The sequence below is a fragment of the Aliivibrio wodanis genome, assembly GCF_052920805.1.
In genome coordinates this window covers 1,870,728-1,884,795 of the sequence record NZ_JBREXA010000002.1, presented here as the reverse complement: position 1 = coordinate 1,884,795, position 14,068 = coordinate 1,870,728, and the positions used below count along the sequence as shown (strand labels likewise).

Here is a 14,068-nt window from a genome sequence, read left to right as displayed (position 1 = left end):
TGCACCTCAAATAAAATTGGTAATACCAATTATTTAAAGTGACGAATGACTCACGGTAATGTGAGAAGTAATCAACTTAAATTGGGTTGAGCTACGATGACATATCAAAGGATACGTCAGCCGAAGTTGTCCGATGTAATCGAGCAAGAGCTTGAACGGCTGATTTTAGAAGGAACCCTTTCTCCTGGGCAAAAACTGCCAGCAGAAAGAGAGTTAGCAAAACAGTTTGATGTTTCCCGTCCATCAGTACGAGAAGCGATACAACGTTTAGAAGCAAAGCACTTATTAACTCGCCGTCAAGGTGGTGGAACGTTTGTTAATAAGGGTTTATGGCAAAGTTTTTCAGAGCCCTTGCTAGATTTATTAGCGACTCATCCTGAAACGCAATTTGATTTACTTGAATCACGCCATGCATTAGAAGGTATATCTGCCTATTACGCAGCTTTACGTGGTAATGAAGAAGATTTTAAACGGATTAAAGAGTCACATCAGTTAATCCAACAAGCACAACAAGATGGTGATTTAAAAGCAGAAGCGTCTGCGGTTATGAACTGTCTGATCACGGTGACTGAATCGGCGCACAATGTGGTACTACTTCACATGGTACGCAGTTTAGAGCCCTTGCTTGAACAAAATGTATTACAAAACTTTACCTTATTAAATCGCCGTGATGCGGTGGTAGAAAAGGTGAGAGCACATAGAGCTGAAATGGTAGAAGCGATAGTGTCAGGAGAGCCTGAAAAGGCACGTTTGGCCTCTCATTCTCATTTAGCCTATATTGAAGAAACATTGTTGGAATTGACAAAAGAAGAGAGCCGCCGAGAGTGCTCGCTTCGTCGAATTCAACAAAGTAATGATATGGATTAATTCGATTCATTTCATTGTCACCCTATTTGAACCAACAAATAAAAGGATAGCTCGCATGTCTGACATGAAGCATGACGTTGATGCACTAGAAACTCAAGATTGGTTAGAAGCTCTTGAGTCAGTTGTACGTGAAGAGGGTGTTGAACGCGCCCAGTATCTATTAGAGCAAGTTCTTGATAAAGCTCGTTTAGATGGTGTTGATATGCCAACTGGCATCAATACTAACTACATCAATACCATCCCTGTAACGCAAGAACCTGCGTACCCAGGTGATGTTACTCTTGAGCGTCGTATCCGTTCAATTATTCGTTGGAACGCTATCATGATCGTTCTACGTGCTTCGAAGAAAGATTTGGATCTTGGCGGCCACATGGCGTCTTACCAATCTGCAGCTGCATTCTACGAAGTATGTTTTAACCATTTCTTCCGTGCTCCAAATGAGACGGACGGTGGTGACTTAGTTTATTACCAAGGTCACATCTCTCCTGGTATCTACTCTCGTGCTTTCGTTGAAGGTCGTTTAACTGAAGAGCAACTAGATAACTTCCGTCAAGAAGTTGATGGTAAAGGTATTCCTTCTTACCCTCACCCTAAACTGATGCCTGAATTCTGGCAGTTCCCTACAGTATCTATGGGTCTTGGTCCTATTTCTGCTATCTATCAAGCGCGCTTCCTTAAGTACCTTGAAGGCCGTGGCATGAAAGAGACTGGCGCTCAGCGTGTATACGCTTTCCTAGGTGATGGTGAGATGGATGAGCCAGAATCACGCGGTGCGATCTCTTTCGCTGCTCGTGAAAAACTGGACAACTTATGTTTCCTAATCAACTGTAACCTACAGCGTCTAGACGGCCCTGTTATGGGTAACGGTAGCATCATTCAAGAACTAGAAGGCCTATTTAAAGGTGCTGGTTGGAACGTTGTTAAAGTTATTTGGGGTAGCAACTGGGATTCACTACTTGCTAAAGACACGACTGGTAAACTTCTTCAGTTAATGAACGAAACTATCGACGGTGACTACCAAACATTCAAATCTAAAGATGGCGCTTACGTTCGTGAGAACTTCTTTGGTAAATACCCTGAGACTGCAGCGCTTGTTGCTGATATGACTGATGACGAAATCTTCGCTCTTAAGCGTGGTGGTCATGATTCATCTAAACTGTTTGCTGCATTCAACAATGCAAAAGAAACAGGCGGTAAGCCAACAGTAATCCTAGCTAAAACCGTTAAAGGTTACGGCATGGGCGATGCTGCTGAAGGTAAGAACATTGCACACGGTGTTAAGAAAATGGACATGACTCATGTTCAACACCTACGTGATCGTTTAGGTCTAGAAGACATTCTTTCTGATGAAAAAATCAAAGAGCTTCCTTACCTTAAACTAGAAGAAGGTTCTGCTGAGTACAACTACTTACACGCTCGTCGTGATGCGCTACACGGTTACACACCTAAGCGTCTGCCTAAGTTTACTCAAGAATTCAAAGTACCTGAGCTTGATGCATTTGCCCCTCTACTAGGTGAGCAGAAGCGTGATATCTCTACTACAATGGCTTATGTTCGTACGCTAAATATCTTACTTAAAGATAAAAACATTGGTAAGAACATCGTTCCTATCATTTGTGATGAAGCGCGTACATTTGGTATGGAAGGTCTATTCCGTCAGGTTGGTATCTACAACCCACACGGTCAAGATTACACTCCTGAAGATAAAGGCATTGTTTCTTACTACAAAGAAGCAACTTCTGGTCAAGTTCTTCAAGAAGGTATCAATGAGCTAGGTTCAATGGCATCTTGGGTTGCTGCTGCAACATCATACAGCACGAACAACCTACCAATGATCCCATTCTACATCTACTACTCAATGTTCGGTTTCCAACGTATTGGTGACATGGCATGGTTAGCGGGTGACCAACAAGCACGTGGTTTCCTACTAGGTGCTACTGCTGGTCGTACAACGCTAAACGGTGAAGGTCTACAACACGAAGATGGTCACTCACACATCATGGCAAACACAGTTCCTAACTGTATTTCTTATGACCCAACGTTTGCTTACGAGCTAGCGGTAATCATGCAAGACGGTATTCGTCGCATGTACGGTGAGAACCAAGAAAACGTTTACTACTACCTAACAGTAATGAACGAAAACTACGCAATGCCAGCAATGCCAGAAGGCGCTGAAGAAGGCATCCGTAAAGGTATCTACAAGCTTGAGTCTTACGCCGGTTCTAAGTCTAAAGTTCAGCTAATGAGCTCTGGTACTATCATGAATGAAGCGCGTAAAGCTGCTAAGATCCTGAGCGAAGAGTACGGCGTAGCATCTGACGTATTCTCTGTAACGTCTTTCAACGAGCTAACTCGTGATGGTCAAGCGGTAGAGCGTGACAACATGCTTCACCCAGAAGCAGAAGAGAAAGTACCGTACATCACAACTGTTCTTGGTAACGAACCTGCAATCGCAGTAACAGATTACATGAAGAACTACGCTGAACAAGTACGTGCATTTATGCCTTCTGAATCTTACAAAGTACTTGGTACTGATGGTTTCGGTCGTTCAGACAGCCGTGAAAACCTACGTCGTCACTTCGAAGTAAACGCAGGCTACGTTGTTGTTGCTGCTCTTACTGAACTGGCGAAGCGTGGTGATGTTGAGAAATCAGTAGTTGCAGAAGCAATTGCTAAATTCGGCATCGACGCAGACAAAATTAACCCGCAATACGCATAAGACTTCCATTAATTAAGGAAACAAACAATGACAATCGAAATTAATGTACCTGACATCGGTGCAGATGAGGTTGAAGTAACTGAGATTCTAGTTAAGGTCGGTGACCGAGTTGAAGAAGAGCAGTCACTGATCACTGTTGAAGGCGATAAAGCTTCAATGGAAGTTCCTGCGTCTCAAGCGGGTATCGTTAAAGAAATTAAAATTTCTGAAGGCGATTCAGTAACAACTGGTTCTCTAATCATGATCTTTGAAGCTGAGGGTGCTGCTGCACCTGCAACTCCAGCAGTTGAAGCGGCTCCAGTAGCTGCTCCTGCTGCGGCATCTGTTGCTGAGCTTAAAGAAGTTCATGTTCCAGATATCGGCGGTGATGAAGTTGAAGTAACTGAAATCATGGTAGCGGTTGGCGACACAGTAGAAGAAGAGCAATCTCTTTTAACTGTTGAAGGCGACAAAGCATCAATGGAAGTTCCTGCACCATTCGCTGGTACAGTTAAAGAAATCAAAATCGCTTCTGGTGATTCAGTGTCAACTGGCTCTCTAGTTATGATCTTTGAAGTTGCAGGTTCTGCTCCAGCAGCTGCTCCTCAAGCGGCAGCAGCACCAGTTGCAGCAGCTCCAGCAGTCTCTGCTGAGAAAGAAGTTCATGTTCCTGATATCGGCGGTGATGAAGTTGAAGTAACTGAAATCATGGTAGCGGTTGGCGATACAGTAGAAGAAGAGCAATCTTTAATTACTGTTGAAGGCGACAAAGCATCGATGGAAGTTCCTGCTCCTTTTGCTGGTACTATCAAAGAGATTAAGATTGCAGCTGGCGATACAGTATCAACTGGCTCTCTAATCATGACATTTGTTGTTGAAGGCGCAGCGCCAGTTGCAGCACAAACGACAGCAGCACCAGTTGCACAAGCAGCTCCTGCACCAGTTGCAGCGGCTTCTGCTCCAGCAGCTACAGGTGAGTTTGAAGCAAACAACGAGTATGCACATGCATCTCCAGTTGTTCGTCGTCTTGCTCGTGAGTTTGGTGTAAACCTTGCTAAAGTTAAAGGTACTGGCCGTAAAGACCGTATCCTAAAAGAAGATGTTCAAAGCTTTGTTAAAGATGCACTTAAGCGTCTTGAATCTGGTGCTACTGCATCAGCTAAAGGCGGTGACGGTTCAGCTCTTGGTCTACTTCCATGGCCAAAAATTGACTTCAGCAAGTTTGGTGAAACAGAAGTTAAGAAACTTTCTAAGATTAAGAAAATTTCTGGTGCTAACCTACACCGTAACTGGGTAATGATCCCGCACGTTACACAGTGGGATAATGCTGATATCACAGAGCTAGAAGCATTCCGTAAAGAACAGAATGCAATCGAAGCGAAAAATGATACTGGTATGAAGATCACACCACTTGTGTTCATCATGAAAGCAGTTGCGAAAGCACTTGAAGCATTCCCATCGTTTAACTCTTCTTTATCTGATGATGGCGAAAGCGTTATCCTTAAGAAGTACGTAAACGTAGGTATCGCTGTTGATACGCCAAACGGTCTTGTTGTTCCAGTATTTAAAGACGTGAACAAAAAAGGCATTTACGAGCTATCTGAAGAGCTAATGGCTATTTCTAAGAAAGCACGTGCTGGTAAGTTAATGGCTTCTGATATGCAAGGTGGTTGTTTCACAATCTCAAGCCTTGGCGGTATCGGTGGTACAGCGTTTACCCCAATCGTAAACGCACCAGAAGTAGGTATCCTTGGTGTATCTAAGTCTGAAATCAAACCAGTATGGAATGGCAAAGAGTTCGCTCCACGCCTACAGCTTCCTCTGTCTCTGTCTTACGATCACCGAGTGATTGATGGCGCAGAAGGTGCTCGTTTCATTACTTTCCTAAACAGTGCATTATCAGACATTCGTCGCCTAGTACTGTAATTAGCGGTAATTGAAATAAACAATAAGGTGGCAAATAAGCCGCCTTATTGCGTCATAAATTGAAGAGATAACTTCAGTTTTTTGAATTAAATTAAATACAATTTACGAGTACAGCGCTTCTTTTGAAGAACCGTTGTAACGTGAATTGTTGTCTAGCTCACAGGCTAACCTAATCTTGCTTTCACACTGTTAACATCTATGTAAAATAAACTCAGTCTGAAAACAATAATAGAACATCGGTCAGCCTGTTAGGGAAATGACTATAACGAGGTCAAAATGAGCAAAGAAATTAAAGCACAAGTTGTGGTACTTGGTGCCGGTCCTGCTGGTTACTCTGCCGCATTCCGTTGTGCAGATTTAGGTTTAGAAACAGTTATCGTTGAACGTTACAACACACTTGGTGGTGTATGTTTAAACGTTGGTTGTATCCCATCAAAAGCATTACTTCACGTAGCTAAAGTTATTGAAGAAGCAAAAGCGATGGCAGATCACGGCATCGTATTTGGTGAGCCTCAAACGGACATCGATAAGATCCGTTTATGGAAAGAAAAAGTAGTTACTCAACTGACTGGCGGTCTTGGCGGTATGGCTAAGATGCGTAAAGTAACAGTAGTAAATGGTCTTGGTAAATTTACTGGCGCTAACACTATTGAAGTAACTGGTGAAGATGGTAATACAACAATCAACTTTGATAACGCGATTGTTGCTGCTGGTTCTCGTCCAATTAAACTGCCATTCATTCCGCATGAAGACCCACGTATTTGGGATTCAACGGATGCACTTGAGCTTAAAGAAGTACCTAAGAAACTGCTTATTATGGGCGGTGGTATTATCGGCCTAGAAATGGGTACGGTTTATCATGCACTAGGTTCTCAAGTTGATGTTGTTGAGATGTTTGATCAAGTTATCCCAGCAGCAGATAAAGATATCGTTAAAGTTTATACTAAACGTATCAAAAACAAGTTTAACCTAATGCTTGAAACGAAAGTGACAGCGGTTGAAGCGAAAGAAGATGGTATCTACGTTTCAATGGAAGGTAAAAAAGCACCAGCAGAAGCTGAGCGCTATGATGCTGTTCTTGTTGCAATCGGTCGTGTTCCAAACGGTAGTTTACTAGACGCTGAGAAAGCGGGTGTTGCTGTTGATGAACGTGGTTTCATTAACGTTGATAAGCAAATGCGTACTAACGTATCTCACATTCACGCTATCGGTGATATCGTAGGTCAACCTATGCTTGCTCACAAAGGTGTGCATGAAGGCCACGTTGCTGCTGAAGTTATTTCTGGTAAGAAGCACTACTTCGATCCTAAAGTAATTCCATCAATTGCTTATACTGAGCCAGAAGTCGCTTGGGTTGGTAAAACAGAAAAAGAAGCAAAAGCTGAAGGCATTAACTACGAAGCAGCAAGCTTCCCTTGGGCTGCATCAGGCCGTGCAATCGCTTCAGATTGTGCTGATGGTCTAACTAAGCTTCTTTTTGATAAAGACACTAACCGCGTTATTGGTGGTGCAATTGTTGGTACTAACGCTGGTGAACTTCTTGGCGAAATCGGTCTTGCAATTGAAATGGGTTGTGATGCAGAAGATATCGCACTAACTATCCATGCTCACCCAACATTACATGAATCAATTGGTATGGCTGCTGAAATTTATGAAGGTTCTATTACTGACCTTCCAAATGCAAAAGCAGTAAAGAGAAAGAAATAATTTCTCTTAAACCATTAGAATTTAAATATAAAAAAACCGCTGATTAGTCAGCGGTTTTTTATTATCTACTTTCTGAGTTCTGAATGTTATTTATAAATACATAACATATTTAAGAAGCAATTAGCTGTTTCTTCAAGTTCTTCAGATGAAGAGCTACGATTCGCTTGAATAAATACAGAATAACAAATCCCGTGTAGCATTTTTGCCAAATTTTCAGAAGTATGGTCATTGCACACTTCATTTCGCTCTATACCTTCAGCAAACATTGTGCGAATGATCTTTTGATTATTCACATGGCTGCTTAAGAATAAAGGCCAAACTTCTTCGCGCGTTGATGTACTCCATTCAAACCACACTTTAATCCATTTATTTTCTGAATGAACAGCATCAATAATATTCATTAAAAGTGAGTGAAGATTTGTACGAACGTCAAGCTCTAGAGAGATTGAATTCTTAACAAATAAATGGAACTCATCTTCTACTCGGTTTAATACGTCATCAACAAGATCTTCTCTTGTAGGGAAATAGTTAAACACAGTTGCTACTGATACTTGTGCTATTTCAGCAACATCAGCATGACCGCCACGGCCGATACCACGTTGTGAAAATACCTCGATAGCAATATCAAGAAGTTGTTCTTTACGCTTTTCTGGAGATAGCCTTGTTCTCGGTCTTTTTTGGATCGTATCCATATTTATTTATATCCTTGCCAACAAATTATTATTTTATATAGGGTTTTATTATTATTCTACTCAGTAACCTTACATAAGGCTGTTTATATATTCAACAACTATTCATGTTATCAATTAAAAATATGACGTGGTTAAAGGTTATTTTAAAAAATTACAGTTGTTTACCGTATAAACCATTTTATTTTAACTAATTTTATCAGATAATTTCTTTTAATCCTAAAGAGGTATGAAAAACTTTTATAATTGTCCCTATCTCAGGTGCGCTTTTGTTGTAAACTGTATAGATCTAAATCCTGCCGCAGGTAGACTCAACGAATAAGTGAGACAGTATGAAACATACAGTAGAAGTGATGATCTCTGAACAAGAGGTTGCTCAACGTGTTAAAGAATTAGGTCAACAGATTTCTGAACATTATAAAGAGTCTGATAGCTTAGTGATGATTGGTTTATTACGTGGCTCATTTGTATTTATGGCTGATTTAGCACGAGCGATTGATACACCAATGACCGTTGATTTTATGACAGCATCAAGCTATGGAAATAGCATGGAAAGTACGCGTGACGTACGAATTTTGAAAGATCTTGATGATGATATAAAAGGTAAAGACATCCTATTAGTAGAAGACATTATCGATACCGGTAATACACTAAGTAAAGTGTGTGAGATCTTGTCTATTCGTGAGCCAAACTCAATTACGATTTGTACACTGCTTGATAAACCTTCTCGACGTGAAGTTGATGTTAAAGTGGATTGGATTGGTTTTTCTATTCCGGATGAGTTTGTTGTTGGTGTTGGTATCGACTACGCACAAAAATATCGTAACCTACCTTATATCGGTAAGGTGGTACCACAAGAATAAGCCGTAAGGTTCACCCGTATTAATGATTAAAATAAAGAGTCAAAGTATCAAATATACTTTGACTCTTTGCTATTGATATATGTATTAATATCGGGGTATGGCTAAATATATGGAAGAGTATTATAAAATCAGATATTTATTCTGTGAATATTTGGCTATATCACTTTCATTATATGTTTATTTTGTATTTAAAATGTTGTTAATTTGTGCTTGATTATTAACCTGTAGTGGTTACAATTTAAGCGTAAATATAGTTTACAACTTACCCATTTAGAGAATTAATTTTAAGTTTTAGGAGGTCAACATGACAGTTATTCATTCATACAAAATGTGTTGTGCCATCACTATGTCGTTTACACCCGTTAACGATAAAAACGATTAATTAATTCGTAACCTTTCTGGCTGCGAATATTGCGGCTGCTTAAGAAGGGATATTCCTATCTTTATTATTTTGTCGCACTATTTCTAGCCTTATTTTGGAGAAATATTATGCGTCATTCATTATACCTACGTTTAGCTACAGTATTAATTCAAGCTGATCTTGCACGAGAAGAGCGAGAATGGAAACGACAAGTACGTAAAGTTCAGTATGAGATCCCATGGGGAAATGAGTATCTACTTAAAGATATTGGTTTGCATATTGATGGTCGAACAATAAGTGATCTTGAGGTTCCGGCAATCAAGACTGAACGCCAAATTCGTCATCTTCGTCGACTCGTCCGTTTGAGAATAGCAACGTAATACTAAGCCAGAGAAAGTAGAGGTGAATTTTTCTCTGGCTATATTTTTATAATAAAGGGGCGTGCTATTGCCCTTTTATTTTTCACCATTGGTCTGTGTTATAACAGACATTGCTGCTTGGTAGGAGATCTCTAAAGATTCACGGCTATGCCCTTTAACGCCAAGATCATTTAAAACGCCATCACCCATACCATAGACGACACCGTGAACCTGAACGTCTTGTCCTCGTTCCCAAGCGGTTTGCATCACGGTTGAATTACCTACGTTATATACTTGTTCTGCGACATTGATTTCACATAATTTATCGCCCCATTTCTCACGAGGTAAATTGCCAAATACAGTTCGGTGTTTTAGGTATAAATCACGAATGTGAAGTAGCCAGTTATTGATTAAGCCTAACGGTGGATTATCGATTGCCGCATTTACTCCACCGCAGCCGTAATGGCCACAAACAATAATATGTTTAATTTTAAGTACATCAACAGCATATTGTAAAACAGATAAGCAATTTAAATCAGTATGTATTACCTGGTTAGCTACATTTCGATGAACAAAGAGTTCTCCTGAATGTAACCCAGTTAAGCGCTCTGCTGGAACTCGACTGTCTGAACAACCAATCCATAAAAAACCTGGGTTCTGTCCTTCTTCAAGTTGAGCAAAATATTCAGGACGTCCTGCTTTAATTGATTTTGCCCACTTAGAATTATTTTCAAAGAGCTCTTTAATTTCCGGCATTTTAAATTTTCATCCCTTAAATACTTACGAATAAGTCGGTATTCGCTAAACTTATTTCTGTTAAAAACGTCAACAGGTTTATTAACTATACACAATGTTACAATTGCAATCTGCTAAAAAGTAGTCTTAAAAGTACTCATCTGACGTGTAGTAGCTTTAAAAAGTTCAATTTTAATACGAATTAGATAAATACGGCATAAGCAGAAGTTATTGGTGCTAATTAACTGTTATGAGAGAAGAATAACATTTGTTAAATTAATGAAGTGAATGTGTTTATAGCAAGGAGCTAATGGTGTTTGGGCAACGATTTGAAAACATAAATTTTAAAGGTGATCTTTTTGGTGGGGTAACGACGGCCATCATATCACTGCCTTTGGCATTAGCCTTTGGTGTTGCTTCAGGAGCAGGGGCTGAAGCAGGGCTTTGGGGAGCTATCATGGTGGGGCTTTTTGCTTCTTTATTTGGTGGTTCTTCTACATTAATCTCCGAACCAACTGGACCAATGACGGTAATTATGACTGCTGTCTTAACCAGTATGGTCGCTAAATACCCTGAGACTGGTATTGCAATGACATTTACCGTTGTAATGATGGCTGGTGCATTTCAAATTCTACTTGGTACATTAAAACTAGGTAAATACATAACATTAATGCCTTACAGTGTTATTTCAGGCTTTATGTCTGGGATTGGGGTTATTCTTATTATTTTGCAGCTTTCACCTTTACTAGGTCATGCTGCACCATCTGGTGGCGTGATGGGCACACTCAGCGCTTTACCAGATACACTAGCTAACTTAGACATTAAAGAATTATTTCTTGGTTTACTAACTCTGGCAGTTCTGTTTCTTTTTCCTCAGCATTATCGTAAATATGTCCCTGCTCAACTCGTTGCTTTAGTTGCGGTAACACTTATATCTGTCATCATTTTTGATATGGATTCTATTCGCCGTATTGGAGAAATCCCCGCAGGTTTACCTTCTATCGTTATTCCTACGATTAATAGTGATATGTTTATGACCATGGTCATCGATGCTCTGGTACTAGGTACATTGGGTTGTATTGATACCTTATTAACTGCTGTTATCGGGGACTCTTTAACACGCCAAGAACACGACTCAGATAAAGAATTACGAGGTCAAGGTTTAGCAAATATGATCTCAGGATTGTTTGGCGCGTTACCTGGTGCGGGTGCCACTATGGGGACGGTAACGAATATTCAAGTGGGTGCGCGATCACCATTGTCTGGTGTATTTAGAGCGGCAGTGTTAGCTCTTGTGGTATTAGTTGCTGGAGGGCTGACAGAACCGATCCCTATGGCTGTACTCGCTGGTATTGCCGTTTATGTTGGTTTTAATATTCTTGATTGGAGTTTTATTCAACGCGCGCATAAAGTGAGCGTTCAGGGCATGGCCATTATGTATGGTGTAATGTTATTGACCGTGTTTGTTGATCTAATTGTGGCGGTTGGTCTTGGTGTCTTTATTTCAAATATCATTATTATTGAACGTTTAAGTCGTGAGCAAGCTCGCCAAGTTAAAGCTATCAGTGATGCTGATGAAGATGATGTGCCTCTTACTGAGAGCGAGAGAGCTTTGCTGGATAAGGCTAATGGAAAAGTTCTATTCTTCTATTTATCAGGCCCAATGATCTTCAGTGTATCAAAAGCTATCTCACGTCAGCATACAAGTATTTCTGATTATGAAGTGATGATTTTGGATTTAACCGACGTTCCCATGATTGATGTCACAGTAGGATTAGCATTAGAGAATGCGATTAATGATGCATTGGATGCCAATTGTAGAGTCTACTTACTGTGCCCAAATGAGCAAACCAGAGAACAATTAGAGAAGTTTCATGTTACGGACTTAGTTCCTGATGAAAATACGTTTAAATTCCGTTATGAGGCACTTAAGTCTGCGATTAAATACGTTTCGCCTAATGAAGAGTAACTCATTAATTTTATTGTTTTAATTTAAGCCGCAGAGTGATGAACTCTGCGGTTTTTTATTATCAGGGTGTTTTTCAAATTTGCTTTAATCGTCATTCAACGATAAGCTAGGTATATTAATAGATGCTAATTTAAGTGATGGGTAAAATATGTACGCATTAGAAATAGAACAATTACGAAAAACTTATGCAGGGGGCTTTGAAGCTCTAAAGGGCGTTGATTTATCTGTTGAACAAGGTGATTTTTATGCTTTGTTAGGACCGAATGGGGCTGGTAAATCAACAACCATTGGGGTTATCAGTTCGCTTGTGAATAAAACCTCTGGCCGAGTTAAGGTGTTTGGTTATGACATTGATACCCATTTGGTTCAAGCAAAGCAACAGATTGGATTAGTACCTCAAGAATTTAATTTTAATCCATTTGAAACTGTGCAACAGATAGTAATACAACAAGCGGGTTATTATGGTGTCTCTCGTACCCTTGCTAAAGAGCGAGCCAAAAAATACTTATCTCAGCTCGATCTTTGGGATAAAAAAGATGACCGTGCACGTAATTTATCTGGTGGTATGAAACGTCGTTTAATGATTGCTCGCGCATTGATGCATGAGCCAAAGCTATTAATTCTTGATGAACCAACAGCGGGTGTTGATATTGAACTACGTCGTTCTATGTGGGAATTCTTAAAGCAGATTAACGAACAAGGTGTCACTATTATTCTCACTACGCATTATCTTGAAGAAGCGGAAATGTTGTGTCGAAATATAGGTATCATTAATAAAGGTGAAGTCATTGAAAATACGTCAATGAAATCGTTACTTAATAAACTTCAGGTTGAAACTTTTATTTTAGATCTAGCAGAAGGTAGCCCTGCTCCTCAACTGGAAGGCGCTAAAGTAACAAACAGCAAAGAAGGCTCGATAGAGGTAGAAATCGATAAATCTCAAGGATTGAATTACCTTTTTGAGCAACTAAATCATCAAGGTGTTAATGTACTTTCTATGAGAAATAAAGCGAATCGATTAGAAGAGTTATTTGTCAGCATCGTTCGTAATGGAGAAGCTAAATAATGATGGACTTATATTGGACAGCATTTAAAAGTCTTATTTCTAAAGAGATAAATCGATTCACTCGTATCTGGGTACAAACACTAGTACCACCAGCGATCACCATGACTCTTTATTTTATTATTTTTGGTAACTTGATTGGTTCTCGCATTGGTGAAATGAGTGGCTTTAGCTATATGGAATATATTGTTCCTGGCTTGATCATGATGTCTGTTATCACTAACTCTTATTCTAATGTGGCTTCTTCATTTTTTAGTGCTAAGTTTCAAAAGAATATAGAAGAATTATTAGTTGCTCCTGTGCCTAACTATATCATTATTGCTGGTTTTGTTGGTGGTGGTGTTGTACGTGGTTTACTAGTTGGTGCTTTGGTTACTTGTGTATCACTATTTTTTGTAGACATTCAAATAGCTCATCTTGGTGTCATTATGCTAACCGTATTAATGACATCCATTGTGTTCTCTTTAGGTGGATTAATTAATGCGGTGTTCGCGAGAACATTTGATGACATTAGTATTATACCTACCTTTATTTTAACGCCATTAACGTATTTGGGTGGGGTGTTTTACTCGATTAATTTATTGCCTGAATTCTGGCAAGGGGTTTCTAAACTAAACCCAATCGTTTATATGGTAAATGCATTCCGTTATGGTTTTTTAGGGGTGTCGGATGTAGGGATTGGAACTGCTTTTGCAGTCTTATCAATCTTCATTCTTGCTTTATATGCGATAGCTTTACATTTGATATCAAAGGGAACTGGCTTACGAAGCTAAAGTAAATCTCTTAAAAAAAGGGCTGATGATTATGAATCATCAGCCCTTTTTTAAAATA

General features: G+C 39.7%; 11 protein-coding genes. 9 read left to right on the top strand and 2 right to left on the bottom strand.

The window, feature by feature from the left end; genetic code table 11:
- Positions 1-96 precede the first annotated feature (96 nt).
- The 4 genes from pdhR (at position 97) to lpdA (ending at position 7,198) form a co-directional block, all read left to right on the top strand.
- Complete coding sequence (gene pdhR, locus ACU5DF_RS16580) at positions 97-867, top strand: pyruvate dehydrogenase complex transcriptional repressor PdhR (protein ID WP_446713597.1); 771 nt, start codon at positions 97-99, stop codon at positions 865-867.
- A gap of 55 nt (positions 868-922) precedes the next feature.
- A complete protein-coding gene (aceE, locus tag ACU5DF_RS16575; RefSeq protein ID WP_446713596.1) occupies positions 923-3,586 on the top strand; it encodes a pyruvate dehydrogenase (acetyl-transferring), homodimeric type in 2,664 nt (887 codons plus the stop codon).
- A 27-nt stretch (positions 3,587-3,613) separates the two neighbouring features.
- Positions 3,614-5,491 (top strand): pyruvate dehydrogenase complex dihydrolipoyllysine-residue acetyltransferase, encoded by a 1,878-nt coding sequence (gene aceF / locus ACU5DF_RS16570; protein ID WP_446713595.1) that lies wholly within the window; start codon positions 3,614-3,616, stop codon positions 5,489-5,491.
- Between the two features lie 276 nt (positions 5,492-5,767).
- The gene (gene lpdA, locus ACU5DF_RS16565; protein ID WP_045101213.1) at positions 5,768-7,198 is read left to right on the top strand and encodes a dihydrolipoyl dehydrogenase; all 1,431 of its coding nucleotides are present in this window, start codon (positions 5,768-5,770) and stop codon (positions 7,196-7,198) included.
- Between the two features lie 86 nt (positions 7,199-7,284).
- Here the strand turns inward: lpdA and ACU5DF_RS16560 are convergent, their stop codons facing one another.
- Positions 7,285-7,890 carry a quorum-sensing-dependent transcriptional regulator LitR gene (locus ACU5DF_RS16560; RefSeq protein WP_045101214.1) on the bottom strand — a complete coding sequence of 202 codons (606 nt, stop codon included), beginning with the start codon at positions 7,888-7,890 and terminating at the stop codon, positions 7,285-7,287.
- Between the two features lie 329 nt (positions 7,891-8,219).
- On the opposite strand from ACU5DF_RS16560, the gene hpt reads away from it, so the two are divergent.
- Both hpt and ACU5DF_RS16550 read left to right on the top strand, forming a co-directional pair.
- Entirely contained in the window at positions 8,220-8,750 is a 531-nt protein-coding gene (gene hpt / locus ACU5DF_RS16555; protein ID WP_446713594.1) for a hypoxanthine phosphoribosyltransferase, read from the top strand.
- Between the two features lie 489 nt (positions 8,751-9,239).
- Positions 9,240-9,491 carry a hypothetical protein gene (locus ACU5DF_RS16550; RefSeq protein WP_045101216.1) on the top strand — a complete coding sequence of 84 codons (252 nt, stop codon included), beginning with the start codon at positions 9,240-9,242 and terminating at the stop codon, positions 9,489-9,491.
- Between the two features lie 75 nt (positions 9,492-9,566).
- Here the strand turns inward: ACU5DF_RS16550 and can are convergent, their stop codons facing one another.
- Positions 9,567-10,226 carry a carbonate dehydratase gene (gene can, locus ACU5DF_RS16545; RefSeq protein ID WP_446713593.1) on the bottom strand — a complete coding sequence of 220 codons (660 nt, stop codon included), beginning with the start codon at positions 10,224-10,226 and terminating at the stop codon, positions 9,567-9,569.
- Between the two features lie 292 nt (positions 10,227-10,518).
- Between can and ACU5DF_RS16540 the strand changes: the two genes are divergently transcribed.
- From ACU5DF_RS16540 to ACU5DF_RS16530, 3 genes are all read left to right on the top strand, one after another.
- On the top strand, positions 10,519-12,174 hold the full coding sequence (locus ACU5DF_RS16540; protein ID WP_446714263.1) for a SulP family inorganic anion transporter: 1,656 nt from the start codon (positions 10,519-10,521) through the stop codon (positions 12,172-12,174).
- A 148-nt stretch (positions 12,175-12,322) separates the two neighbouring features.
- Positions 12,323-13,240, top strand: a complete 918-nt coding sequence (locus tag ACU5DF_RS16535; protein ID WP_446713592.1) for an ABC transporter ATP-binding protein — start codon at positions 12,323-12,325, stop codon at positions 13,238-13,240.
- Positions 13,240-14,010, top strand: coding sequence for an ABC transporter permease (locus tag ACU5DF_RS16530; protein WP_446702523.1), 771 nt, complete (start codon positions 13,240-13,242; stop codon positions 14,008-14,010). The genes ACU5DF_RS16535 and ACU5DF_RS16530 overlap by 1 nt, the downstream gene beginning before the upstream one ends.
- Positions 14,011-14,068: the final 58 nt, after the last annotated feature.

Coding starts and splice junctions, on each gene's coding strand:
- pdhR (WP_446713597.1), top strand. CDS start 97: ATGACATATCAAAGGATACGTCAGCCGAAGTTGTCCGATGTAATCGAG.
- ACU5DF_RS16560 (WP_045101214.1), bottom strand. CDS start 7,890: ATGGATACGATCCAAAAAAGACCGAGAACAAGGCTATCTCCAGAAAAG.
- ACU5DF_RS16530 (WP_446702523.1), top strand. CDS start 13,240: ATGATGGACTTATATTGGACAGCATTTAAAAGTCTTATTTCTAAAGAG.
- lpdA (WP_045101213.1), top strand. CDS start 5,768: ATGAGCAAAGAAATTAAAGCACAAGTTGTGGTACTTGGTGCCGGTCCT.
- ACU5DF_RS16550 (WP_045101216.1), top strand. CDS start 9,240: ATGCGTCATTCATTATACCTACGTTTAGCTACAGTATTAATTCAAGCT.
- aceF (WP_446713595.1), top strand. CDS start 3,614: ATGACAATCGAAATTAATGTACCTGACATCGGTGCAGATGAGGTTGAA.
- aceE (WP_446713596.1), top strand. CDS start 923: ATGTCTGACATGAAGCATGACGTTGATGCACTAGAAACTCAAGATTGG.
- ACU5DF_RS16535 (WP_446713592.1), top strand. CDS start 12,323: ATGTACGCATTAGAAATAGAACAATTACGAAAAACTTATGCAGGGGGC.
- can (WP_446713593.1), bottom strand. CDS start 10,226: ATGCCGGAAATTAAAGAGCTCTTTGAAAATAATTCTAAGTGGGCAAAA.
- hpt (WP_446713594.1), top strand. CDS start 8,220: ATGAAACATACAGTAGAAGTGATGATCTCTGAACAAGAGGTTGCTCAA.